The 24,276-nt window shown below is 49.5% G+C and carries 20 protein-coding genes; 4 read left to right on the forward strand and 16 right to left on the reverse strand.

What is annotated here, in order from left to right:
• Both AC50YG_RS26055 and AC50YG_RS26060 read right to left on the reverse strand, forming a co-directional pair.
• Entirely contained in the window at positions 1–1,578 is a 1,578-nt protein-coding gene (locus tag AC50YG_RS26055; RefSeq protein WP_494831089.1) for a response regulator, read from the reverse strand.
• Positions 1,579–1,627: 49 nt separating this feature from the next.
• The gene (locus AC50YG_RS26060) at positions 1,628–2,530 is read right to left on the reverse strand and encodes an ArsR/SmtB family transcription factor (protein WP_494831093.1); all 903 of its coding nucleotides are present in this window, start codon (positions 2,528–2,530) and stop codon (positions 1,628–1,630) included.
• Positions 2,531–2,691: 161 nt separating this feature from the next.
• Between AC50YG_RS26060 and arfA the strand changes: the two genes are divergently transcribed.
• The gene (gene arfA, locus AC50YG_RS26065; protein WP_341281942.1) at positions 2,692–4,203 is read left to right on the forward strand and encodes an arabinosylfuranosidase ArfA; all 1,512 of its coding nucleotides are present in this window, start codon (positions 2,692–2,694) and stop codon (positions 4,201–4,203) included.
• Between the two features lie 192 nt (positions 4,204–4,395).
• Here the strand turns inward: arfA and AC50YG_RS26070 are convergent, their stop codons facing one another.
• Positions 4,396–4,671: a hypothetical protein gene (locus AC50YG_RS26070; protein WP_494831095.1), complete on the reverse strand. Its 276-nt coding sequence runs from the start codon at positions 4,669–4,671 to the stop codon at positions 4,396–4,398.
• A gap of 313 nt (positions 4,672–4,984) precedes the next feature.
• Here AC50YG_RS26070 and AC50YG_RS26075 point away from each other — a divergent pair, with 313 nt between their 5' ends.
• On the forward strand, positions 4,985–5,383 hold the full coding sequence (locus AC50YG_RS26075) for an SET domain-containing protein (RefSeq protein ID WP_494831097.1): 399 nt from the start codon (positions 4,985–4,987) through the stop codon (positions 5,381–5,383).
• A gap of 123 nt (positions 5,384–5,506) precedes the next feature.
• Here the strand turns inward: AC50YG_RS26075 and AC50YG_RS26080 are convergent, their stop codons facing one another.
• Positions 5,507–6,040 carry an HPP family protein gene (locus AC50YG_RS26080; protein WP_494831099.1) on the reverse strand — a complete coding sequence of 178 codons (534 nt, stop codon included), beginning with the start codon at positions 6,038–6,040 and terminating at the stop codon, positions 5,507–5,509.
• 166 nt (positions 6,041–6,206) lie between these two features.
• On the opposite strand from AC50YG_RS26080, the gene AC50YG_RS26085 reads away from it, so the two are divergent.
• A complete protein-coding gene (locus AC50YG_RS26085; RefSeq protein ID WP_494831101.1) occupies positions 6,207–7,184 on the forward strand; it encodes a GntR family transcriptional regulator in 978 nt (325 codons plus the stop codon).
• A gap of 38 nt (positions 7,185–7,222) precedes the next feature.
• Here the strand turns inward: AC50YG_RS26085 and pflA are convergent, their stop codons facing one another.
• From pflA to AC50YG_RS26125, 8 genes are all read right to left on the reverse strand, one after another.
• The gene (gene pflA, locus AC50YG_RS26090; protein WP_494831103.1) at positions 7,223–8,011 is read right to left on the reverse strand and encodes a pyruvate formate-lyase-activating protein; all 789 of its coding nucleotides are present in this window, start codon (positions 8,009–8,011) and stop codon (positions 7,223–7,225) included.
• A 16-nt stretch (positions 8,012–8,027) separates the two neighbouring features.
• Positions 8,028–10,301: a formate C-acetyltransferase gene (gene pflB / locus AC50YG_RS26095; RefSeq protein ID WP_494831105.1), complete on the reverse strand. Its 2,274-nt coding sequence runs from the start codon at positions 10,299–10,301 to the stop codon at positions 8,028–8,030.
• 69 nt (positions 10,302–10,370) lie between these two features.
• Positions 10,371–11,000, reverse strand: a complete 630-nt coding sequence (locus AC50YG_RS26100; protein WP_473760031.1) for a hemerythrin domain-containing protein — start codon at positions 10,998–11,000, stop codon at positions 10,371–10,373.
• 37 nt (positions 11,001–11,037) lie between these two features.
• Positions 11,038–11,406, reverse strand: a complete 369-nt coding sequence (gene nirD / locus AC50YG_RS26105; RefSeq protein WP_494831106.1) for a nitrite reductase small subunit NirD — start codon at positions 11,404–11,406, stop codon at positions 11,038–11,040.
• 67 nt (positions 11,407–11,473) lie between these two features.
• Positions 11,474–13,900 (reverse strand): nitrite reductase large subunit NirB, encoded by a 2,427-nt coding sequence (nirB, locus tag AC50YG_RS26110; RefSeq protein ID WP_494831108.1) that lies wholly within the window; start codon positions 13,898–13,900, stop codon positions 11,474–11,476.
• 197 nt (positions 13,901–14,097) lie between these two features.
• Positions 14,098–15,108, reverse strand: coding sequence for a Gfo/Idh/MocA family protein (locus tag AC50YG_RS26115; protein WP_494831110.1), 1,011 nt, complete (start codon positions 15,106–15,108; stop codon positions 14,098–14,100).
• Positions 15,109–15,150: 42 nt separating this feature from the next.
• Positions 15,151–15,999: a sugar phosphate isomerase/epimerase family protein gene (locus AC50YG_RS26120; RefSeq protein WP_494831112.1), complete on the reverse strand. Its 849-nt coding sequence runs from the start codon at positions 15,997–15,999 to the stop codon at positions 15,151–15,153.
• 163 nt (positions 16,000–16,162) lie between these two features.
• Positions 16,163–16,804, reverse strand: coding sequence for a carbohydrate-binding family 9-like protein (locus AC50YG_RS26125; RefSeq protein ID WP_494831114.1), 642 nt, complete (start codon positions 16,802–16,804; stop codon positions 16,163–16,165).
• Between the two features lie 172 nt (positions 16,805–16,976).
• On the opposite strand from AC50YG_RS26125, the gene AC50YG_RS26130 reads away from it, so the two are divergent.
• Positions 16,977–17,882 (forward strand): helix-turn-helix domain-containing protein, encoded by a 906-nt coding sequence (locus AC50YG_RS26130; RefSeq protein ID WP_473760042.1) that lies wholly within the window; start codon positions 16,977–16,979, stop codon positions 17,880–17,882.
• Positions 17,883–18,148: 266 nt separating this feature from the next.
• Here AC50YG_RS26130 and AC50YG_RS26135 read toward each other — a convergent pair whose 3' ends face one another.
• The 4 genes from AC50YG_RS26135 to AC50YG_RS26150 form a co-directional block, all read right to left on the reverse strand.
• Positions 18,149–18,361 (reverse strand): hypothetical protein, encoded by a 213-nt coding sequence (locus AC50YG_RS26135; RefSeq protein WP_494831116.1) that lies wholly within the window; start codon positions 18,359–18,361, stop codon positions 18,149–18,151.
• Between the two features lie 92 nt (positions 18,362–18,453).
• Positions 18,454–21,174, reverse strand: a complete 2,721-nt coding sequence (locus AC50YG_RS26140) for a glycosyl hydrolase family 95 catalytic domain-containing protein (RefSeq protein ID WP_494831118.1) — start codon at positions 21,172–21,174, stop codon at positions 18,454–18,456.
• 219 nt (positions 21,175–21,393) lie between these two features.
• On the reverse strand, positions 21,394–22,434 hold the full coding sequence (locus tag AC50YG_RS26145) for a LacI family DNA-binding transcriptional regulator (protein ID WP_473760047.1): 1,041 nt from the start codon (positions 22,432–22,434) through the stop codon (positions 21,394–21,396).
• Positions 22,435–22,657: 223 nt separating this feature from the next.
• Positions 22,658–24,199, reverse strand: a complete 1,542-nt coding sequence (locus AC50YG_RS26150) for a right-handed parallel beta-helix repeat-containing protein (RefSeq protein WP_494831121.1) — start codon at positions 24,197–24,199, stop codon at positions 22,658–22,660.
• Positions 24,200–24,276: the final 77 nt, after the last annotated feature.

The raw sequence follows: 24,276 nt of genomic DNA on the forward strand, positions 1-24,276 counted from the left end.
CTAGTCCCTTTTCTGGTTGACATATTGTTTGCGATAATGGCTAGGTGACAAGCCCGTTATTTTTTTGAACACTTTTGTAAAATAACTATGATCCGAGTACCCCACCATGCCGCTTATTTCTGAAATGGATGCCGTATCCGCTAGCAGCAGCTCTGCCGCCTTCTCCACCCGAATTTTGTTCAAATATTCACTAAAGCCTTCATTATTATGCGCACTGAAATACGTAGACAAATAAGAAGGGTTAAAATGAAAATGCTTCGCCAGCTCCGTCAGACTTAGCGGCTCAGCAAAATGCTCGCCAATATAAGCAAGCAGCATTGCCATATTCGGATTGCCTGCTCCCTGCTTGCGGGTTGCCAGTACAGTCTCCGCTTCACTCACGAATGCCTCCATTAACACGATGGCTTCGCTTATATGCGAGGTGTCGCCAATTTCCTTGAAATAGCGGTATTTCGCCTCTTCCAAATGCGCGGCATCCACCTCCAGGCGGCCCACTACAATCGTCATATTAAAAATAACATTGCTAAGGAATGATTTAAACTCAAATACATCTTTCTTATAAAAATGCGGGGCACCCTGCACATAAGCCAGCAGGTCGCTAAAAGCGCTCTCAAACTGCTGCTTGCTCAGCTGCTCGGAAAACCGCGGCAAATCAAACTTCTCTTCTACAGGCGGCATATATGGCAGCTCCCCTGCAATAAGCACACAATCCGGGTCAGCCAAAAAAAAGCGGTAGTCGCTCATTTTCAGAAAGCTGAGCTTGAAATGGTCCCCCACCTCGGTATAATGGCTGAACGGCTCGCCCAGTGTCCATCTCGCCTCAAGCATTTGCTCGCCCGTCCACTCATCCAGTCTCCGTACGGCAGCGGCAAGCTGCGGGCTTTCCTGCTTGTTCAAATTAATGAGCAGCACGACGCGCCCAGCTTCCGCCCTAAGCGAATAATGGACCGACTCTTCAAGCGAAACGACGAGCTCCGACTGCATTCTTTTTTTCAGCAGCTCAGCTACGGCTAGCATGGCCTTTTTATCTCCAGAAGGCTTGCATTCTGCACCAAGCATCCGAAAGCTGTCATAAGGGAACGCTTCTGCCCCCACCGCCTCCTCAAGCTCTACGCCGAAGCCATCCATCAGCATATCCAGCAGCACCTGTACCGTTGTGTCTTTATCGGTTGGTGCATGCTCCAGCTTCAGTGAAGGAATTCGCTGCGCAGTACGCTTTAATACTTCAAGCAGATGGGTCGCCTCCAGCTTAGGCTTCAATATATAATCGGCAACGCCGCTTTGAAAAGTCGATCTCACATAATCAAATTCTCCAAAGCTGCTAAGCACAATCACTTCAATTTCCGGGAATCTCGCTTTGACAATTCTTGTAAGCTCCGCGCCATCCATGACAGGCATGACGATATCCGTTATTACGATATGCGGCTCCAGCTGCTGAATTTTCTCCAGCGCCTCCGTTCCGCTCGCCGCCTCGCCGACGATTTGAAAGCCTTCCTTTTCCCAATTCAATAAGTGCTTAATGCCCTGTCTGACTAATATTTCATCATCTACAATGAGCACACGACAATAAGGCGCCATTACGATCCCTCCATTTTCATCCAGCTATTCCCATTGAAGTGTTTGGGGTTTATTCATAATAGGTACGAATTCTTATATCTTGATTGTAATTGCCAAACCCCTTGCCGTACAAGGTTAATCCTCCCCTGCCCGGAACACTTTCCTCGGCGCTGATGCGAAGCGTCAGAAACGGGGTCTCCCAATCCAAATCATGAATCGTCAGCTCGGATATTTGCAAGCCATCAATGAAGGTGCCATTCGCATTGAGACGCAGCACCTTCAATAAGCCATATTGATTCACATCGCCCTGCCACCAATCCGGTGACAGCCGTCCACGCACACGTCCAAAGTCACCCGGACTCGTCCATTCGCCCAAATACAAGCCATTGATAAAAAAGCGAATATCCGACGGCCAATTTTCATTAATTTGCGGCGCTTCGGAGCCAATCTCCAGTGAAATTTCCAATTCCTGCACCCGTTGATCAACAAATAGATGATTGGGCACCTTATATTCGACATATCCTCTGGCAAACCATAAAATGCCGGCATTCATTCGCTCCGGGTCCAAAAAATATTTGGGATTATCATATTGCCCGATTAGTTTCTCTGCTGTTGCAATGCCGCAGGTTGGAAAGGCGGCTACATCGGTATAATGGCCGACCGGCAGCATCGTTTCCATATTTTTTCGTTTCTGGTCATTTGGCTTGGACAGCCTGATTTGCAAATATTCAGCCGAAAGTGAGCAATATTTATACGTTCCGCCACCTATGCGCTTCATTTTGCTCGTCACAATACCCGCTTGCTGAAGCTTGCTCACATGGGTGCTGACAATCGCGCTGCTCAAATAAAGCTCCGCTGCCAGCTCCTTAATATGCCGTTCACGCTCATCCAGCAAATCAATAATTTGCAGGCGAACCTCGCTCGCCAGCGCTTCATATACACGAAGCGATTCTGCATTCGTCGTTAAGTACATTCTGTCACATCCTATTTGCAGGGTTAGTAATTTAGCTAATCCTTCATTATTACGACCCTTATTCATTGCTTGTATTTATTCATTATGTTAAAAATATAAGTAGTTAGCAAGTATATGAATTCAGTTTTTGGCTAATTCATTAAACAGGAGGTTTTACCATTATGTCATTGAAATCAACGATGCTCATTGATAAACATTTTAAAATTGCTGAGGTTGACCCGCGTCTATATGGATCATTCATCGAGCATCTAGGACGCGCCGTATACGGCGGCATTTATGAGCCGGGCCATCCTACGGCTGATGAGAACGGCTTCCGCCGCGATGCGCTCGAAGCGATTAAAGCGCTCAACGTTCCTATTATACGCTATCCTGGCGGAAATTTCGTCTCAGGCTACAATTGGGAGGACGGCGTTGGCCCGAAAGAAGAGCGCAAGCGTCTGCTTGAGCTGGCTTGGTGGACAACCGAAACGAATGAGGTTGGCACAAACGAATTTGCCGACTGGGCGAAGCTCGTTGGCTCCGAAGTCATGATGGCGGTCAATCTTGGCACGCGCGGCGTAGATGCAGCACGTAACCTCGTTGAATATTGCAATCATCCATCCGGCTCCTATTATAGCGATCTGCGCATTTCACACGGCTACAAAGAGCCGCATAAGTTCAAAACATGGTGCCTGGGTAATGAAATGGACGGCCCTTGGCAAATCGGCGCCAAAACAGCAGTTGAATACGGCAGACTGGCGAATGAAACGGCTAAAGTGATGCGCTGGGTCGATCCATCCATCGAGCTTGTTGCTTGCGGCAGCTCTTCGAGCGGCATGAGCACTTTTGCTGATTGGGAAGCGACTGTACTGGATTTGACGTATGATCAGGTCGACTACCTGTCGCTGCATACGTATTACAACAATAACGAAAACAACTCGGAAAACTTCCTCGCGAAATCGCTCGATATGGATCAATTCATTTACAGCGTAACGGCGATTGCGGATTACATGAAAGCGAAGAAGCGCAGCAAGAAGAAGCTCATGCTGTCGCTGGATGAGTGGAATGTATGGAATTCCATTGGCACAAGCCGCGCCGAGGAACGCTGGCATATTGCGCCGCCAGAATTTGAGGATGTATATACGCTTGAGGATGCGCTTGCTGTCGGCTGCTTCGTCATTACACTACTTAAGCATGCAGACCGGGTGAAAATCGCCTGCCTGGCTCAGCTCATTAACGTTATCGCTCCGATTATGACGGAAAATGGCGGTCCGCTGTGGCTGCAAACGACGTATTTCCCTTACAAGCACGCATCGCTGTATGGACGGGGCACTGTGCTTCAACCGATTACTTCATCGCCAAAATACGATTCGAAGGACTTCACTGATGTGCCTTATCTGGAAGCGATTAGCGTTCATAATGAGGAGCAAGGTGAAATTACGATTTTCGCCGTCAACCGTCATTTGAAGGAATCGCTGGACCTTGATGTTGATGTTCGCAGCTTCGGCACAGTCAGCCTCATCGAGCATGTTGTTCTGGAGCATGACGATATTAAAGCTTGTAATACGAAAGCTCGTCCTAATCAAGTGCTGCCGCATAACAATGGCACAGCTAAAGTCGATGGCGGCCAAGTTAGCGCCGTACTAGGCAAAGCTTCGTGGAATATGATCCGCTTGAAAGTCGCTTCCAACTAAGCGCTTCAAGCCGGCTTAACTGAAACACCCTCCGAAATTCGCCTGTTTGGGAATTTCGGAGGGTGTTTTCTTGCCGCTTGTAATGTGCGGCGCTTGCGCTCAAAGCTGCCTTGGTTCGATTGGATAGCATGGACCGGCTGCTGTTGTTCGTGAAAAAGCGGGGAGCGGGCTGCTATAGCAGCTGCTTCTAGTTTATATGATTCTGAGCGAGGATGGCTGAGCAGCGAATTTGCTAAGCAAGGAATGCTTCATGACGGCTCGTTTTGTCTGCTGCTTTTGTTCAGGCTGTGGCTGCTTGAAAAATTGCTCATCCTGAAATAATTGCTTAAGAGCCTGCATGACTGCCTGTGCCGCCAGCGCTTCATTCTCCAGCACATAATAGGCAACCTGATAACCATAGACTTCATATTGTTTGAGTACAGCGGCCTTGTGCTGCAGCTCCTTCTGCCTTGTCAAAGCTCTGTTCATGGCGTCAAGTCACCTTTCTGCCCCTGGCGAATATTCCTTATCTATAGCGAAATCGCTCACTAAAAGCCGATTATGAGGGTGAATCTTATATATGCTTATATTTTGAAACAGCAGTATGTATGCTTGCTATATATGACTAACTTAACTATACAAGAGGAGGCTTAACCGCAATAGTACCATGTTTTTATAGTACCTTCGGAAAACCACAATTGGAGCGACTGAATGAAGCAGCATTGCTATTTTTAGCGAAAGCGGGCTATAATGTTGAGAAAAAGAATTCCATTATATGCTTTAGTGGACAGAGGATACTTTCATGATTGAAATTCGAACTTCCCAGCTCAGCAATGGCGAGCTGAACCGCGGCGTATTCGCCACCCAGGACATCGCCGAGGGCGCGCTTATTCACGAAGCACCGGTCCTTCCTTACGAGAACGAGGAGCATGTCCACCTTGAGAAAACGATTTTTGCCGACTACGCTTTTGAATATGGAGCAAACCATTCCGCTCTTTTGCTGGGCTACGGTATGCTGTTTAATCACTCGTATACGCCGAACACGTTCTATGAGCTTAATTTTGACAATTTGACGGTAGACTTTTTTGCCTTTACTGATGTTAAGGCAGGCGAAGAGTTGCTGATTAACTATAACGGTGAAGTCGATTGCGAGGACCCTCTTTGGTTTAATGAGGAACAAGGCGCGAATAAAGCAGATTAGCATAGCCAGGTCTGGAAGTATGAAAGCCCGGAAGATAGGCACTAGGAAATTAGTGCTCGTCTTTCGGGCTTTTTATGCTTGGGCAGCTGCTTACGCTCCATGAGTAAGAGAATAATCGTAGGCTTATCTCAAAAAGGTCGGGTACTTTTTAGCCTTGTCCAAATTGTTTATTATGAGGGCCATTCCCACAATGACGATAGTTCCAATAAGTACAGGATTTATTAAAAAAGACCAGCTGCTGCCAGCCATTATGACAACTAGAGGATCGGCTCCAGCAGGAGGATGGGTCGTCTTGGTTAACATCATTAATCCGATCGCAAGACCTACTCCAGCAGCCATAACTAAGCTCCCCTGGCCAAATAAATGATAAAGAAGCAAGCCAATGCCAGTCGATATCAAATGCCCGCCGACCACATTGCGCGGTTGCGACAATGGGGAATCCCATATGCCAAAAACCAGTACACAGGTGGCTCCAAACGGAGCCATAATCCATACAAGGTCCGACTCTTCAGTCAGCATAGACAGCAGCAAAATGACAATAAATCCTCCCAAAGCACCCCATGCCGCTTTCGGTAATGAAATGGTTAAAGGGCTCCGGATGCCGCTTCCTCCCTTCTCCTTCAGCTTAGTTGTTAATCGTAAAAAGAACGTATGCATCCTTCCACTCCTCTTAAATGAATAGTAAACTAGTTATATAGTAATATATAAATGAATTCCCCCACATTGTCAACGTTTTATTTGGTTTAATAGCGTATTAAAGTTGTTTTTCCTTTCACGATCAAGCTATAATATAACTAGTTGACTATGAAATGAGGTAAGCTCTATGCAGCATAGACGGCTTATGCTACGCGTTGATCCGACACTAACCTTTAATGTAAATACTCAAATCAAAGAACAGTTTAAATGGCTCATTGGCACCGGCGAAATTCAAGCGGGCGAAATGTTGCCGCCTGCAGGCGAATTAGCCGAATTTTTAGGGCTTAATCGAAATACGATCAATTGGGTGTATAGCCAGTTAAAAGAAGAAGGGCTTGTTTCCGTACAAAAAGGCCGAGGTACCCAGGTGGTTGCTGGCCGTGAGATTGAGCGACTGCAAAAAGAACGTGTTCCTATGAAAAAAATGTTTACTCATGCACAAAAAGAAGCTGTCCGTCATCAAGTTTCCTTGAGAGAATATTTTCAGGCAGGCTTGGCCTATACCCTCTTGCAAGAAAACGATAATGCCAGACCGAAGCGGCTCATATTCGTGGAGTGCAGAGGCCATGACTATTTATTTTACAGCAGCGAAATCAGTCGGCTCACAGGCGCGGATGTGGAAATATGCTTTTTAGAGGATTTACGTTCGGAGAGCGCCTCGCTTAGCGAGGCTGTAAGCCATGCGGACGCTTTTGTAACTACGCTGAATCATGCAGAAGAAGTAAAGCAAATGATCCAACCATTTGGGAAAAAATTAACCGTTATAGGAGCCATTATCGAGCAGGCTTCCTTATTGGAAATAGCAAAATTGCCTTCTACTGCCGCTCTTGCTTTCGTTTGTCTAGGTAAAGTCGGCGGTGAATGGATGGCTGAGCGGGTATTAGAGGCTGGAATCGAACTCACAAATTGCAGTACAGCGGGAACCGATAATCCCCTGCTGCTAAGCAAAGCGCTGAATGAGGCTGATCATGTGTACGCCTCATCAGCTGTGTTCGAGGAGCTGGAGCGACAAGCGCCTGCTAACGTTCATTTGTACCCTATGCAGCTGGAGAAAAGCAGCGAATTGCTTTTACAAGAGTTGGCCGTTAATCAATCGATTCGCTGATAATATAGAGCGATTGGAAGAAAAAAAGAAGCAGCCCTTCAGCCGAGCAATCGGCCGATAGGCTGCTTCTTTTCTATGCTCCCCACTTCTACTATTTGCGACGCCGCATGAATACCACCCTCCTGCACGAGCCGGTAAGCCCGCGCGACCTCTTGCTCCGTCGGGCTCGGAATGCCCTCCAGCGGATATTCGCGGCCAAGCTGCTGCCACTTGTAAACTCCCATTCGGTGATAGGGCAAAATCTCGAACTTCTCAACCGATTGAAGCGCGCTGATATAAGCGCCAAGCGCGCGCAAATCGTCGCTGCCATCAGTCACCTGCGGAATGAGCACATGCCGAATCCACACCGGCTGCTTCCACGAGCTCAAAGCGGCTGCGAAACGCAATATCCGCTCGTTCGGACGACTGGTTAGCAGCTCATGCTTAGCGGAATCGATCATTTTCAAATCCAGAAGCACCAGATCAGTAACCGCCATAAGCGGCTCCGCATGATTCGGTTCACAAAACCCCGACGAATCAAGTGTCGTATGCAGTCCCCAGCGCTGCTTGCACGCTTTGAACAGCTCGGTTACGAAGGGCGCCTGCAGCGTCGGCTCTCCTCCCGTAACCGTAATGCCGCCGCCAGAGCGGCGGTAATACGGCACATAGGGCTCTATTTCCCGCAAAACATCGTCGACCGTCACCTGTTTTCCTGCTCCAGTATCCCACGTATCCGGGTTGTGGCAAAACTGGCATTGCAAAGCGCAGCCCTGCATAAAAAGCACGAAACGAATGCCCGGTCCATCGACGGTTCCAAACGTATCAAAGGAATGGATTCTGCCTAACATGCTTAGGGCCTCCTTTCTATACCGCGCCGTGGAACGTGCGGTTAATGACATCGAGCTGCTGCTCGCGGGTCAATTTAATAAAATTAACGGCATAGCCTGATACACGAATCGTCAGCTGCGGGTAGTTTTCCGGATGCTCCATCGCATCCAGCAGCTGCTCCCGTTCAAATACGTTAACGTTTAAATGATGGCCGGAGCTATCCGCATAACCGTCAAGCAGCGAAACGAGATTGTTAATGCGCGTCAGCGGCTCCTTGCCGAGCGCCTTCGGAATAATCGAGAACGTATTGGAAATGCCGTCGAGACAATCTTCGTACGGAATTTTAGCTACGGATGCGAGCGAGGCAAGCGCACCCTTGCGGTCTCTGCCATGCATCGGATTAGCGCCGGGCGCAAAAGGCTCCCCTGCTTTTCTGCCATCCGGCGTGCTGCCCGTTTTTTTGCCATACACAACGTTCGATGTGATCGTCAGTACCGACATCGTTGGCAAAGCGCCGCGGTAGGTGCGATGCTTGCGCAGCTTATTCATAAACGTTTCCGTGAGCTGCACAGCGATCCGGTCTACCCGCTCGTCATTGTTGCCGTACATCGGGTATTCGCCCTGAATGTCAAAATCGACAACGATGCCATTTTCATTACGTATCGGTACAACAACCGCATGCTTGATCGCACTCAAGCTGTCGGCCACAACAGACAAGCCCGCAATGCCGCATGCCATCGTACGCAAAATCTCACGGTCATGCAGCGCCATCTCCAGCCGCTCATATGCATATTTGTCATGCATGTAATGGATAATGTTGAGCGTGTTCATATACAGTCCAGCAAGCCATTCCAGCATGGCGTCATATTTGCCCATCACCTCTTTATAATCGAGGCGCAAATCGCTCGTAATCGGGGCAAATGCTGGCCCAACCTGCGCACCGGATACCTCATCTACTCCACCATTGATGGCATAGAGCAGCGCTTTTGCCAGATTCGCCCTAGCCCCGAAAAACTGCATCTGCTTGCCGATCCGCATCGCGGAGACGCAGCAGGCAATGCCGTAATCATCGCCGAACTGCGGGCGCATAATGTCATCATTTTCATATTGAATCGAGCTCGTTTCAATCGACACCTTGGCGCAATATTTTTTGAAGTCTTCCGGCAGGCTCGCTGACCACAGTACGGTCAAATTCGGCTCCGGTGCCGGACCTAAATTATATAAAGTATGAAGAATACGGAAGGAGCTGCGCGTCACCCGCGTCTGGCCATTGACCGCCATGCCGCCAATCGACTCTGTCACCCAGGTCGGATCTCCGCTAAACAGCTCATTATAGTCCGGTGTCCGCAAAAACTTCACGATCCGCAGCTTCATGACAAAATGATCCATCAGCTCCTGCGCCTGCTCCTCCGTCAGCCTACCTTCCAGCCGATCGCGCTCGATATAAATATCGAGAAAGCTGGAAACGCGCCCAAGGCTCATCGCCGCGCCGTTCTGCTCCTTAATCGCCCCAAGATAAGCAAAATACAGCCATTGGAACGCTTCCTTCGCCGTAGCTGCTGGCCGGGAGATGTTGCAGCCGTAGGCAAGGCTCATCTGCTTAAGCTCTTGCAGTGAACGGATTTGCTCGGATATTTCCTCTCGGTCGCGAATCGTCTCCTCCGTCATCGTGCCTGTTTCCAGCAGCAGCAGCTCCTGCTTTTTACCCGCGATGAGACGATCGGCCCCATACAAGGCTACCCGGCGATAATCGCCAATAATTCGGCCGCGTCCATAAGCATCTGGCAGCCCCGTAATGATTCCTGCTTTGCGTGCTGCCCGCATTTCTGAGGTGTAGGCATCAAACACACCTTGGTTATGGGTTTTGCGAACCTCGGTAAACATTTTGACCATTTCGGCGGGCAGCTCGAAGCCGTAAGCCTCGCACGCATCAACGACCATTTTGATGCCACCGAATGGCTGAATGGAGCGCTTCAATGGCGCGTCGGTTTGCAGCCCGACAATCTGCTCCTTCTTCTGGTCAATGTAACCGGGAGCATGGGCGGTAATGCTGGAAACTGTATTTAGGTCAATATCCAGCACACCTCCGTTTGCCCGCTCCTGCTTGACGAGGTGCTGGATTTTTTGCCAAAGCTCGACCGTTGCCTCAGTGGCTCCCGCCAAAAAGGCCTCATTGCCTGTATAAGGCTGCAAATTATGATCCAGAAAATCCTTTACATCAATGCGTTCCTGCCATTTGCCTGCTGCAAAGCCCCGCCAAGCGCCCGCAGACTCTGCCACTTTAATGCGATCGGTATGATTGACAGCCATCTTTTCCGCCTCCTATATCCTATATAGCTACAGTATAAAACCAGATCCCTTTTTATAATGTGAAAATTATCACAATCTATAAAATAAATAATGATTTTCCAGCCGGATATGCTCCAGCAGCTTTGCTTCCAGCTGCCTCAGCCTGCTGTACGTATAAGCGAAAGCTTCACACGCATCATCTGGCAGCATATAATGCGCCGAAGCCAGCCTAAGATGCAGCAGCATATTGCCGATCCGCCTATGGTCGCCTTCAAGCTTCTCGACCATTTGCTTCGCCTGCCTAAATGCGCTAGCAGAATTGCGCCGCTCATATTTCAGAATAAGCGGGAAAAAGCATTCTTCCTCGTCAATCAAATGCTGCTCCAGCAAAGCCTTTAAAGCATGGAAGCGCTGCTGCAGCTCAATCAGCTGGCGGTGCTGGCTGCCATGCACGCTCGTAATGAGCGCCGTCAATTCATGCAGCAACGGCAGCTCGGCTCTGAGAAACAGATGATAGCCGAACATGAGCTGCCGCACCATCCCGGCAATCGACTGCTCGCTCCAATCTGCCGCTTTCAGCTTCTCCGGCTGAATGCCAATGTCCTGCCGCTCCTTCTGCTCCAAAAGTGCATGCAGCAGGTGGTTGCCACTGCAGCACGCACACTCTCCGAAACCCTTCTTGCCTTGACCACCTTCTCTGTTAAGCGTCGCTGTATTCAATAGATAAACCTCCTTTGTTCATTTAAGATACTTGACTCTATCGTTCTAGTCCGAGCTGCCTTGCTTGCTCTAGCGTCAGTCCCATCTGTACGTTCTCGCCCTCCACCTTCAGTGGATAGGTTTGCACCAAGCCAGAATCAGGCGCCTGCACCTGCCCGCTATCCAGTGCAATCTTCCAATCATATAACGGGTCCAGTACAAAATGTCCCGATACCATGCCTTCCGCCAGCGGCCCTCCCCTGCGATGGGGACTGCGATTGTCCAGCGCATACAAGGTGCCGTCGGTTGTACGAAACACAGCAATCTCCTTTTGATTCAAGCGAATAACCCGCCCCATTCGTTCGCGAAAATCCTCGAGTGTGCCGATTTTAATATAGGTCAAATCTTGATTTACCTGTGTGGTCATTTGGATGCTCCTCGCCTTCTATCCTTTAAATTTTAGTAACTGCTCAGCCTACCCTTCATTCGCTCGCCTATTTCATTTGAATCGCATCAAACAGATAGCTGCTTTCCCGCTGCTCCTCAAGCGCTGTGCTCCAAGGCTCCTTCAGCTCGGCTAGCGCGGCTAAAATATCCTGATACAGCTCGCGGCGGCGATCCATATTGTCAACAACCTCCGCTTTAATCGCCTCTATGCCAACGCGCTCCACCCACTCCGAAGTGCGCTCCAAGTAATTCGCCGTCAAACGATAATATTGGGTAAAAGCACCCACCATCTGCACAAGCTCTTCATCCGTTTTCACTTTGCACAGCAGCTCGGCGATGCGCGGCTTGATTCCGCCATTGCCGCCAACGAACATTTCCCAGCCGCCGTCATTGCCGACGATGCCAATATCCTTCGTACACGACTCGGCGCAGTTGCGCGGACAGCCATTCACGGCCATTTTGAACTTGGCGGGCATATCGATCCGCTCAAATGTTTTTTCCAGCCGAATACCCATGCCGATCGAGTCCTGTGTACCGAAGCGGCAAAATTGCTGGCCGACGCAGGTTTTCACTGTTCGCAGCGCCTTCGCATAGGCATAGCCCGAGGGCATATCCAGCTCTTCCCATACGAGCGGCAAATCTTCTTTCGCAACCCCGATTAAATCAAGCCGCTGGCCTCCGGTCACTTTGACCATTTTCACATCATATTTCACGGCAACATCGGCAATTTTCTTCAAATCCTCCGGCGTTGTCACGCCGCCATACATCCGCGGCACGACCGTGTAGGTCCCATCCTTCTGAATGTTGGCGTTCATCCGTTCATTAACGAAGCGCGAATCCTTCTCGTCCTCATGCTCCTGCGGCCACAGCATGCCCAAGTAATAATTGACCGCTGGACGGCATTTCGAGCAGCCCTCCGGATTATGCCACTCCAGTACATGCATAACCTCTTTCACAGTCGTCAGATGCTTCTCTTTAATCGCAGCTACGATTTCATCGCGGCTGAGGCTCGTGCAGCCGCAAATGCCCGTCTTCGTCTTCTGGCCGGCATATTCGTCTCCCAACACATATTGCAGCAAATGGCTAACCGTCGGCACACAGCCGCCGCACGAACGCCCAGCCCCTGTACACGCCTTTACCTCATCGACCGAAGTAAGCGAATTGTCCTTGATCGCCTTTACGATGCTCCCCTTCGATACGCCATTGCAGCCGCATACGATTTCATCATCGGCCATTTGCGCTACGCGGTCAGCAGCCGACAACGCGGTGCCAGCGGTTCCCATCAGCTCTGCATAAATAGCCTCCGTCATGGCAGCTCCTTCGCGTACCCATTGCTGAATCCGACTCGAATCGCTGACATCGCCGTAAAGCACACCGCCAACAATTGTATTTTCCTTAAGCAGCAGCTTCTTGTACTGCTGTTTCCAGTCATCCTGCTTGCGAATGACCGTCAGCTCTGGCTGATCCAGGAAGACGCCCGTCGAAAATACATCTACGCCCGAAATTTTTAGCTTCGTCGATAATTGCGTTCCCTCGTAAGGCTTCGTCTGCACGCCGCATAGCTGCTTCGCCAGCACGGCCCCCTGCTCAAACAGCGGGGCTACTAAGCCGTAGCAAATGCCGCGGTGCTCGGCGCATTCGCCAACTGCGTACACGCCTTCCGCCGACGTTTGCATGTAATCATCGACGACGATGCCCCGCTTCACTTCAAGGCCGCTCGCGCTGGCCAAAGCCGTATTAGGCCGTATGCCCGCTGCCATAACGATAAAATCCGATTCCAGCTTCGTTCCGTCGCTGAAGGTCAGCCCCTCAACGCGCTCACCGCCATAAATTTCCGCCGTCTGCTTTTCCATGAGGAAATGCAGCCCCTGCCGTTCCAGCTCCGCCTTCAGCATCGCCGAAGCGCTCGGGTCAAGCTGGCGCTCCATTAAATCCGCCATTAAATGAATGACCGTCACATTCATGCCCAAATTGAGCAAGCCCTTGGCAGCTTCCAGACCGAGCAGCCCGCCGCCTATAACAGCTGCATTGCGATATTGCTTCGCTGTCTCCAGCATGACGCTGCAATCCGCAATGTCGCGGAAGCCTACGACGCCCTGCTTCTGATGCCCGGGAACGGGCAGTATAATGGGATTCGAGCCCGTAGCAATAATTAGACGGTCATAGGCTGCGGTCAGCCCATTGTCCGCAAACACGATTTTTTGCTGCGTATCAATAGCCGTTATCGTCGTTCCCGTATGCAGCGTAATATGATGCTCCTCGTACCAAGCCCAGCTGTTCAAAATAATATCGTCTATCGTTTTACTGCCTTCCAATACATAAGAAAGCATAATCCGGTTATAGTTTGGATGCGGCTCGCTGCCGAATACCGTGATGTCATATTGCTCTGGTGACAGCTTGAGGATATGCTCCAGCGTGTTTACTCCCGCCATCCCATTGCCAATCAGCACAAGCTTTTGCCGTATTGCTCCCATTGTAAACGCCTCCCTGTAAAGCTTTCATTGTTCTTACCATCAGTATAAACAACAACGAGCCGGAGTTATGTGATATTTTTCACATATCGAACGATTAAAATAAAAATAGACCCTGCCGCCATAATTCTATAGCGAAAGGGCCAATTCTTATGTTTCTGTGCGCCGCTAGGTTGGCCGATTAGTCGCCAAATACTTCCTTACAAGCGGATTAACGCGCCGCGCTCATCGGCTGAGCGAAGCTCTGCTTCAATAATTTCCAGCGTGCCAACAGCGCTTTCCGGCGTACATATCGATACGGGCGTACCCGCGTTTACCGATTCAAGGAAATATTTGATTTGGCGGTAATAGCCCATGTCAGGTGAAAGATCAGCTATAAAGCCTGGCTCGTTGTTCGGATTCACTTTAACCTGTCCGTTCTCGAACAGCAGATTGCCCCCTTCAAAATTGACGCGGTACGTCATCGCAAAACCGAAATCGCCTTCCAGCGTCCAGTCCGCTTGTGCATTCAGCACTTTGCCATCCGGGTAAACGTAATTTGTAGATACCGTATCGTAGCCGCTGCCTGGAATGACATTGCGGGCGAGCGTCGACACTTGCTCCGGCTTGCCGAACAGCCAGTGGATAATATCAGTATCATGAATATGCATATCCAGCACAGCCCCGCCGCTCTTGCTGCCGTCAAGGAACCAGCCTTTAGGGGCAGCAGAGCCTCTGAAGAAATAGCCGCCCGTTACCGCGCCAAAACGGCCATCGTCCACAACAGCTTTTAAATATTCATATGCTGGCCAGAAGCGCAGGCATTGGCCGATCATCAGCGTTTTGCCTGTGCGCTCAGCCGTTTGCGCCATTTTCCAGCCATCGGCGGAATTGCCGGCTACCGGCTTCTCGCACAGCACATGCAGTCCCTTTTCCAGCAGCGAGCAGGTCAGCTCTGCGTGCAAATAAGTGGGCAGCGTAATGTCGATTATGTCGAGCTCCTCGTTTTCAAGCATTTTCTCAATGCTGTCATACAAGTTGTATGGCGAAAGATCATAAACCTCTTGGCCCGTCGCCATATTTCCAGAAGCTTTGCCATTTTTCAACTCCTCGATCATTAGATCGCAAATCGCCACCAATTTCACAGGTGCGCCCTCTTCTGTCAGACGAACGTAGTTGTCGAAATGCATGCGTCCCATAAAACCGAAGCCGATTAATCCTACTTTTAACATGGTAAATCCCCCTTATCAAATAAATGCTTGAGGCGAAATAGACTAGGCATTTCCACGACCCAAAATCGCATCCATCGCTTTCGAAGTATTGAAAATAATTTGCTCGGCATGATGCGTATATGGCGGAATCATTTCGGCCGTGACGTAATTGTCATAGCCAATCGCCTGCAGTGCCTCCATGACAGCAGGGTAGTTCACATCGCCTGCAAGCAGGTCAACAAAGCCGTGAAGCCCGCCCGCTTGGCGGCGGTAATCCTTGAAGTGGACCTTCTTGATGCGGTTGCCCAAAATGCGTACCCACTGCTCCGGATAACCGTTTTGCACGACGTTTCCAACATCGAAATAAGAGCCTACATAGCTTGAACCAAATGAATCGATAAACCCGCGCAGCTCAAGCGGCGACAGCAGAAATTTATTCCATACATTTTCAATGCCAATCGATACGTTCGCGCTTTTTGCAAAAGGAACCAGCTTCGCAATCGACTCCTGAGCACGGTTATACGCATATTCGTAATCCGTTACTTCGCTGCCTGGGATAAAATCAACACCAACCGCGCCAGGGATGACCAAAATCGTATCGACGCCAAACGCTGCTGCAAGCTCCAGCTGTTTTTTGCATACATCTATCGCTTTGCTTTGCGTTTCCGGGTTCGCGCTCGTCATGGCATAATCCCAATACAGCCCCGTTGCAAGGCCCGCAATTTCCAGCTCAGCTTCCTCTAGACGCGCCTTGATGTCGCAAATTTCCTGATCCGTTGCCGCGAGGCTCAGCTCGCCCGTGCCGTTAAGCGACAGCTCGATGCCGTCGAAGCCGGCTTTTTTCGCCGTTTGAATGCAGCTGGCGATGGTGGTGTCGCTGTTGAATGACCAAATATTAATCCCTTTTTTCATTTGGGTTTCCTCCTGTTAATTAATTTGGGTGAAAAGATGGGTGAAAAAGGATCGGCGCTGCGTAAAAGATTTGGTTTTCGATCGCTGTTGCCTGCGAACGCTCCGCTTCTCAAATCCAAACCTTTTACTCCGCTTGCCTTGTTCACCCACTTTTTAAAAAGCTTTAATTAAAAATGAGCTTGCCGAAATGCTGCGGCATATGGAAGTTTATCGCTCGCGTAGGACGCCATGCTTGATACTCGCGTATACCCTGAAAATCCTGATCGATGCGGTAAACGTTGATTCTCATCGTTAAACCCGGAGCGAAAGGACGTTTGAAGTTAGATGCCGGAATATCAATGAAATAGAGCACATTTCCTTGACCGTCTGATTGTACGGACGTCTGGAGGCCAGAAAATTGCCATAACAGATCCGAGGAGATGATGCCGCCGAAGCCGTCATTTTCGATAATGGCATCAAATACAACATTATGCGGGCTTACCTCCAGCTCCATATAACGCTGGCCCTCCCCCACCTCGTCAATAAACACCTCGACAACATCCTGCTCGTAAAGCGGCTCATCCCGCTGTGTAAAATCAGATACGATATGCGAATCCCTGCATTCGAAACGAAGATGCAAATGCTCCGAACTCCAGCCCAGCCTTACCTCCGTCCGCTCCCGCGGCGGCTCTCCGGTTACCGTCTCGACCAGTTCCAGCGCTTCACAGCGACCCCAATCCAGCAATGCGGATGAAGTGCCAGGTGCAACGGGCTCAAGCCGGTTGCAAATGTAGCTGCCGTCAATGGCAGCTATAGCGAATTCCATCAGCTTCATGCTCCTTTTTTAGCAAAATCCGTTATGTTGAAACCCATTAGTAAACATGTGATAATACATTTATATTAGCCGATTTTATCGGATTTTTATTTAGTTGAAAAAGATATTATTTGCACAATTCCGTTTTATTGTGTATGCAAATATAGGAAAGGTGGTTGACTCTGTGGATAACTCTGCTGCATGCTACCCTCTACAAAGAATAGCTCCTTTTCGGGAATGGTCGCCGAGCGTCCATTATGCCCAATTCCAAAGCCTGCCGCCGGGCCCGATGCCGAAGCGAAGGCTGTATGATTTTGAGCTGCTGTATGTGACCCATGGCGAAGCAGCTACCTATATGCAAGGGCAGCGTTATATGCTCACAGCGGGCCAGCTTATTTTTTTGCCCTCAGGTGTCTATCATCAAAATGAGATTATATCGACTCCTGAAGCGAGGTTTCTAGGCATTCACTTTGATTTTTTCAATGAGCTGGAAGTTCAGACCGAGGCGGATATGGTCGTCTATACAGAAGAGGCCCAAGGAGATAAATTTGCGGTGGAGGCCTGCTCAGAACATCTGGCTCCGTTATCGGCGAGCATCGTCTATACGCCTTCCCTCGTATGCGTTCAGCTCATGGAGCAGCTCGTGCACGAGTTTACGATGCGCCCGCCCGGCTATGAGCTCGCCTGCAAAGCGTATATGCTGCAAATTCTCACCCATCTGCTGCGCTCCTCCTTATCAAGCTCTGTTGCACAGGCCTCTGTGCACGGGGACAAGCTACTGGAATTGATGAAGCAAATCGAAGACGCGCCAGCGGAGCCATGGACGAACCCCAGCCTTGCGAGACGGCTTAATTTGAGCGTCGATCATATGGCGAAGCTGTTTAAGCAAATGGCGGGAATGCCTCCGAGCGAATTCGTCCAATCGATCCGCCACCGGGAGGCGAGAAGGCTGCTGCGTGAATCCGTGCTATCAATAGAGAGCATCGGCGAAAGCGTTGGCTATCCCGATATTCATTATTTCAGCCGGATTTTTCGCCGCCATGAAGGCATTTCACCGCGCGAATACCGCAAGCTGTCCAACATTTTGTAAGCAGCACTCTCTAGGATGCGCCCGCAAACGTGAGCCCTTGCTGCTGCTCCTTGCTTCATGCCTATTCAATGTCAATTTCCTCTGACCATACAAGACTTTAGGAACCACATTATGGGATTGTTACTGAGATTACAGCTGCAGAGAGCACTGTGGATGAGAACAAACTGTTTTGGAAGCTCATTCCTTTTTTCGCGGACTGAGTTTCCGCTATTCTGGATCTTAATCCCAATTCAGGAATTAAGCTGACAGGAGATTCGCTATCGCTTTCATAACCCTTTGAAAATGATGATGGGCAGCGCATTAGCGGCTCCTGAGTCCGCAGCCTGTGCCAAAACCAGTGATTCGGTGGAAATAGCGGCTGCTGTGTCCTCCAAGTTGTGTCCACGAAGTCTATCTTTTTGTCTTTTTGTCTTTTTGTCTTTTTGTCTTTTTGTCTTTGTGTCTTCATGCAGGGAGCAAACCCCCGAAACGAGCAGCATGAAGCTGCCTTTTGCATACACGCCCTAGTAAAACAAAAAAGAGAACGCCTGAGTTATTTCAGAAGTCCTCTCCTCCTTGCTATTGCAGGCTACTACGCATTAGCCAAAATAAATTCAACCGCAACGTCCGTGCCCTTGTTCAATGTTAATGAAATATACTTGCCACTCTCGCCTTGAAGCACCTCTGCCTCGCTGCCATTTATGATGGCTTGCGTCCAAGGAATGCCTGCCATTAATTGAATAACATTGCCATTGACGCTTGAACGCAGAGTAGCCTGTATCTTTTTCGCCGCTATATCCCAGGCAAGCTCCTTAACCTCTACTTGAGTTCGTGCCATAAGGCCATTAATGGAGCCTGATTTCCAATCGGCTGGCAGAGCTGGAAGCAGCTCGATTTCCCCAGTGTTTGAGAATAACAGCGCTTCATTGACTGCGCTAAGCGTTCCGAATGCGGTATCCGTGCAGTAGGTGTGGCATCTTCGGTTCGTATCATGATCCGTCATTAACGACGGATAATAGGCCGTACCCGTCATCATAGGCAGCAGAGAAGCGAGCACGCCGTTGCCATTTTTCAACCTTGCGCTAACGAGCGCCTTATGCATCCAGCCATGCCCCGCAGTGGCATCATGGGTGTTGTAGTCGTCACGGTTTTGAAGCGCGATTGTTGCAGCGGCAGCAAGCCCCGTATTGTTCTGGGCTTCATAAGCCGGCCAAGCCACGTATAGATGGCTTAAATGGCGGTGATTGTTGTTTTCGGTATATTCACTCATCGCCCATTCACGCAAAGCGCCATCCTCATCATATTTATAATTCGGCAGCAGCGTCATCAAAGCCTCCCATTTGGCAATGGCCGCTTCATAGCCTTCGCGTTTGACGGCTCGTTCCATGACAATGACCATCAGCAGGCCATCCCGCGCAGCAGCGATATCCATCGTCGCATTAGCCGTAATGGTACTGCTATAACCGATCGGGTTATTTTCCGGTGAATAGGCCGGTATAATGATATAGGCTTCACCAGGCTTCAACGCCATTTTACCGCTCTCATAACAAGCTTTGCCGCTTGCATCGGTGTAATATTCCGGCGTACCTATCTGCTCCCAGAAATTCGCCTGCTTGGTAAGCAGCGGAAGCAAAATATCACTCTCCAAATCGAGGCTGCCCTTGCTTAGAAGCGCGGCAAATTCCTCGTCGGTTAATCCTCCGTCCTTTACACTGAGCAGCGGCTGCAATTCCTGAATCCTCATGCTGTCATGAATCGGAATTTGCTGATTGCCGTAACATTGCCAGTATTCAAAAATAGGCAGCAGGCACCAACTGGCTCCAGCATTCCAATATTCAAACGGATAGTCATTGTCATATTCCACATGCATGCCGCGGTCGCCATCTGAGTTCACGGATACTTGAATCGCATCATGCATCCCATACGCCATTTTTGCATTGTAGGCAAAATCAGGCGTATTTCTCAGGAAAAACGCAATATAACCCAGCTGCGCTTGCGTTAAATGGCCGGTATTCATCGGGGCTACCTGCAAATTGACATTGGCATCAAGGGTATAAATTCCGCGCCAGCCGGGGTTCCATTCTCCGGTCCACATGCCATACAAGCGAGGTGCACTGGAGCCGCTGCAGCAAATCATCGCATAGCGCCCCTGATTATACACCTGCTCCATAAAAGCATGATTGACTTTCGTTGGGGATGCTTGCTGCGCCGCAATAAGCGCTACATTATCCGCCCCTTTGTGCTCCTCATCGCCTTGAATCCGAAAGCTTACCGCGTTATATTCGGCTCCGTGCTTGTAGGCATGGGGCGCTAGAGCGGCATTATAATCGAAATGACCGTCCGCATCCTTATATTTTTGCGCAACTGCATTCGTATTTTCAAATAACTGCTCCAAAAGCGCATATTGCGCCATCCCGGCAAAATCCTCAAGCCTGCCCATCTCATGCGTTCGATTGGATTGTGTAAGGAGATAGACCGCATCGGCCTCTATAATTTGAATGGCTGGGTTTTGCTCGCCTCCAACATTGATCGTTTCATTCGTATCAGGGAGCAGCACGCGCTTTTTAGTACCGTTTACAACAATGACCTGCGTCAGCCCCGCATAGCCTCCATTAATCAGCTCACTGCCCGGATAAGAGGGATAGTGTGCAACCTGCGCAATATAATCTGCATTCGCATCCACCAGCTTCTTATACTCAAGCGCCGCAACTTCCATGTGGCCGCCTTGCGCCCGCGACATGCTCAAAATGTCGTCTACGGAAATGGTCATATTGATTTTGGCACCGGTAGACGACTGGGCAAGCTTCGTAAGCGAAACATTATCGATTCTAGATGTAAACGAAGTCCGAACCCATGAGCCCTGCTCATCGCTGTAGCGCACACCCGTCTCTGCCGTTTCGTAATTGGTCCATCGCTCATATTCCGCTGCTATTCCTTTATTTGTCGCACTAAGCCGGAGCTGGTGTCCGGGATGATAGCTATAGTAAAAGGTTCTTTTTCTCGTGTTCCCATTGGCATGTGTAATTTTCCATTGATCATTTTGGTTAAAAACATTCCATCTAGCATCCGCCAGCTGCCCCGTTAATTCCTCGGGAATGACCCTTGGATCCTGGGAAGGATAGTTAAACCACATATATTGAAAAATAAAGCTGTCCGTATACGGCGAGCCGGACGTAATATAACCATTTTCGCCATTGCCGCTGACCATGCCATCTCGCCATTCAAAGGCAGGACTAACAGTTGGAACTTCCGTATATGTGCGAGTGTAATTTCCTTTTTCATACATGCGCGTGCTTGATGTGGCTGTCGTCATATCGTTACCCTCCAACGTTGTTAACTTCGTAAGATCATTATAGCGATACGAGCGAAAATATATATTCGTGAAGGCGACAAGTAGAGTGAGCGGCATGTCGCTTTCGTATAGATAGAGTGGCGAGCAGGAGGGTTTTTCAATAAAAAAAGATGATTTCTGATTAGAGCTATCAGAAGTCATCTTTTAATGGATCTACATGCACATACATATCCAGCTGTGCTATGGCGTAACATGCGTAAGCTTGCTGCTGGTGGAGTGGCGGAGCAGGCAGCGGTAGGGAATGACCATTTTGACCGCGATCTGATATTGATTTTCCAAATAATCGATCAGCAGCTTGACCGCGAACATGCCCATCTCCAGCTTGGGCACATGAATGGTCGAAAGCGGCGGCGATGTAAATTCGGATATTTCAATGTTATCGACGCCGAAAAAGGCAATGTCATCGGGAATTTTCAACTCGCGCTCCGTCGCTGCGCGCATTGCCGCAATCGCCATCATGTCACTGGCAGCAAAAATAGCCGTCGGCCGCTGCGCATTGTTCGCAAAAGCCTGCTTCGTCAGCTCGTAGCTGAGCGCCACATCCCATTTCACATCAATGACCCATTCATCATCCATTGGCAAGCCCGCTTCCTTCAAGGCGCTTTGATAGCCGAGAAAACGTTTTTCCGCACGGAAGTCGTCCTTGTATTCCGAGCCGCCAATATAGGCGATATGGCGATGGCCCTGCTCGACAAGATGGTTAACCGCTTCCTTCGCAGCTGCCTCCCGATCATAGCTGACTACAGGAACCTCTCTATCGGCAATATCGACACCGACGACCGCCCGGACATTCGTTTTAATCCAGCGGTACGCCTCAGGATCAATGCGCTCTACTACGAGCATGCCGTCGATTTGATGTTCCTTCACCAAGGCTTGCAGCTGCTCGGTATCCGTTTCCTTCTCAATGCTGTATACGAATTCGAGGCGCATGCTCGAGGCGGCAAGCTCCTTCTCTATCCCTTCCAATATGACTGAAAAATAAGGATTGTTGTATTTGTTTTGCGGAATCGCGACTACGCAACCAATTCGATAGGCTGTTTTGGCTTCTGTCTTTTTCTTCTTTGCCGGTCGGAGCGTGCGATAGCCAAGCTGCTCGGCGGTTTCCCAAATTTTTTTACGGGTCTCGTCGCTAACGGAGCGGTTGGCATCGTTTTTCATCACGCGTGAGACCGTCGAGATGGATACGCCAACGCGATCCGCTATATCTTTCAGTTTAGCCATTCCTGATTCCTCTTTTCACCTAAGCAATAAATAAAAGCCCGACTATAATTGGGGCAAATTTTATTTAACCAACAATGATTTGCGGCAAATATAATTTTATAGTCCAGCCTCAGGGAAGTCAAGAAAATCGCCCATTCTTCCCAATAAAAAAACGTCAGGAAAGCCTGCTTTGCCCTGGCGTTTTTTGCGTCTTTTTAACCGTTTGCCTGCTTAAGCTCTGCCATTACTCATCTGCACCAATATTAACAGCTGTACCCTGTACACGCGGCTGCCCATCGATATCCAGCGTACCGATAAGGGCGGTATCCGTGTCACCAGCATCCATAGCTGGGGACGTCGCTTGCAGATGGAAGTCATTCAATAAGACATTTGCGAACTTAGGATCTGCAAATACAGAATGTGAATCGCTGCTAGAATTCGCCTTGTATGCCGCGTAGCCGTTATACTCGACATTTTTCCAAACCCAATAAGCATCTGAGCTTCCGCCTGGCGTAAAATACAAATTATAGTCGACGATGTTGCCGACGTTTTGCGTATATTCATTATAGATGAGAACGCCTGTCGAGCTGGCCACCATAATATTGTTTTTGATCACATTATTTTTTGTGTCAAATTGAACGTACAGCTGGCCGGCGCCGTCACCGATTGTATCATTTTTGTACAGCGTATTGTTGATGATCTTGCTGTCTGTCGTGGAACCGCGCTGCTTATCATAGCCGCCCATTGCAATACCGGTTAGACGGTTGTTGTAAATAACATTGCTTCGCACCGTAATATGGCTCGTTGATTTCCCTTTATGCTCGGACGCAATTTCAATTCCAATATCATTGTTGTAGCTGTAGTTTTGCTCGATGATGCTGTCCTTGCCGCCATCGACATAAATGCCGCCAGCTGCATGGCTGTTGTTGGGCAGCTTCTTGCCATAAGAAGGATTGTTATTGGACGTAATGTTGTAGACCCGGTTGTCCTTCACTAGACCGCCCCGAACCTGATCATAGGCTGTATTCGGGGCGGTCCCCTCAAAGCCGATCAGGTCGATGCCGATATTGTCATTGTCATGGATCAGATTATTCGTTACTTCGAACGTATCCACATTGCCATTGAGCACAAGCGATTCGCTGGAGCCGAGTACCAAATTGTACAGCTCATTGCCGTCAATCGTCACATGGTTGAGCGAAGCCGGCGCCTTTGTGCCATATACGGCAATCCCATGAGCATCACGGCCCTGCAAGCCGCTGCCTGTCGGTGTCACCGTATTTTTAATCGCATGAACTTTATTGTCCAGCAGGCTGATATAGCTTCCAGCTCCGCTCACATAGATGCCTATCGGCACCTTATTTTTCGAAGTGCTTGTAAAGTTGCGGATTTCCAAGCCCTTAATAGTCACATGGCTGACATCGGTCAAGCTAACGAGGCCTTCCGCACCACTTGCCGTCAGTCCCGTGCCGTCAATAACAGCGACTTCTTTTGCATAATTCGTGAAGAGGATTGGCCCTGCCGCAGCAGAGCCGGAACGGGTCATGTTCAGCTTCTGGTTATACACGCCACCCCGAACGTAAACTGTGCTTCCAGCCGGTACTGCATCAGCTGCATGCTGCAATGTTTTCCATGGCGCGGTTATCGTACCGGCATTGGAATCATTGCCTGTCGTTGCAACATAATATTCGGCTCCCTCTGCCGAAACGTCCGGTCCCGAAACACCGATGACCAGCAAGATGAACATCGCCAAGCCGAGCATGGCGATTACATATTTATTCATTTTCATGACGAACGATCATCTCCTTGAGGAATGCTCCACTTTTGTAGTAGCAGCCATTGTACTATAGACCTCTGCTTATTTTG

Source organism: Paenibacillus sp. J31R34, assembly GCF_059383715.1.

What these genes read in the sequence shown, in the direction of transcription:
- AC50YG_RS26055 (WP_494831089.1), bottom strand. Translation starts at nt 1,578, where the DNA reads ATGGCGCCTTATTGTCGTGTGCTCATTGTAGATGATGAAATATTAGTC.
- AC50YG_RS26060 (WP_494831093.1), bottom strand. Translation starts at nt 2,530, where the DNA reads ATGTACTTAACGACGAATGCAGAATCGCTTCGTGTATATGAAGCGCTG.
- arfA (WP_341281942.1), top strand. Translation starts at nt 2,692, where the DNA reads ATGTCATTGAAATCAACGATGCTCATTGATAAACATTTTAAAATTGCT.
- AC50YG_RS26070 (WP_494831095.1), bottom strand. Translation starts at nt 4,671, where the DNA reads ATGAACAGAGCTTTGACAAGGCAGAAGGAGCTGCAGCACAAGGCCGCT.
- AC50YG_RS26075 (WP_494831097.1), top strand. Translation starts at nt 4,985, where the DNA reads ATGATTGAAATTCGAACTTCCCAGCTCAGCAATGGCGAGCTGAACCGC.
- AC50YG_RS26080 (WP_494831099.1), bottom strand. Translation starts at nt 6,040, where the DNA reads ATGCATACGTTCTTTTTACGATTAACAACTAAGCTGAAGGAGAAGGGA.
- AC50YG_RS26085 (WP_494831101.1), top strand. Translation starts at nt 6,207, where the DNA reads ATGCAGCATAGACGGCTTATGCTACGCGTTGATCCGACACTAACCTTT.
- pflA (WP_494831103.1), bottom strand. Translation starts at nt 8,011, where the DNA reads ATGTTAGGCAGAATCCATTCCTTTGATACGTTTGGAACCGTCGATGGA.
- pflB (WP_494831105.1), bottom strand. Translation starts at nt 10,301, where the DNA reads ATGGCTGTCAATCATACCGATCGCATTAAAGTGGCAGAGTCTGCGGGC.
- nirD (WP_494831106.1), bottom strand. Translation starts at nt 11,406, where the DNA reads ATGACCACACAGGTAAATCAAGATTTGACCTATATTAAAATCGGCACA.
- nirB (WP_494831108.1), bottom strand. Translation starts at nt 13,900, where the DNA reads ATGGGAGCAATACGGCAAAAGCTTGTGCTGATTGGCAATGGGATGGCG.
- AC50YG_RS26115 (WP_494831110.1), bottom strand. Translation starts at nt 15,108, where the DNA reads ATGTTAAAAGTAGGATTAATCGGCTTCGGTTTTATGGGACGCATGCAT.
- AC50YG_RS26120 (WP_494831112.1), bottom strand. Translation starts at nt 15,999, where the DNA reads ATGAAAAAAGGGATTAATATTTGGTCATTCAACAGCGACACCACCATC.
- AC50YG_RS26125 (WP_494831114.1), bottom strand. Translation starts at nt 16,804, where the DNA reads ATGGAATTCGCTATAGCTGCCATTGACGGCAGCTACATTTGCAACCGG.
- AC50YG_RS26135 (WP_494831116.1), bottom strand. Translation starts at nt 18,361, where the DNA reads ATGCTGCTCGTTTCGGGGGTTTGCTCCCTGCATGAAGACACAAAGACA.
- AC50YG_RS26140 (WP_494831118.1), bottom strand. Translation starts at nt 21,174, where the DNA reads ATGACGACAGCCACATCAAGCACGCGCATGTATGAAAAAGGAAATTAC.
- AC50YG_RS26145 (WP_473760047.1), bottom strand. Translation starts at nt 22,434, where the DNA reads ATGGCTAAACTGAAAGATATAGCGGATCGCGTTGGCGTATCCATCTCG.
- AC50YG_RS26150 (WP_494831121.1), bottom strand. Translation starts at nt 24,199, where the DNA reads ATGAAAATGAATAAATATGTAATCGCCATGCTCGGCTTGGCGATGTTC.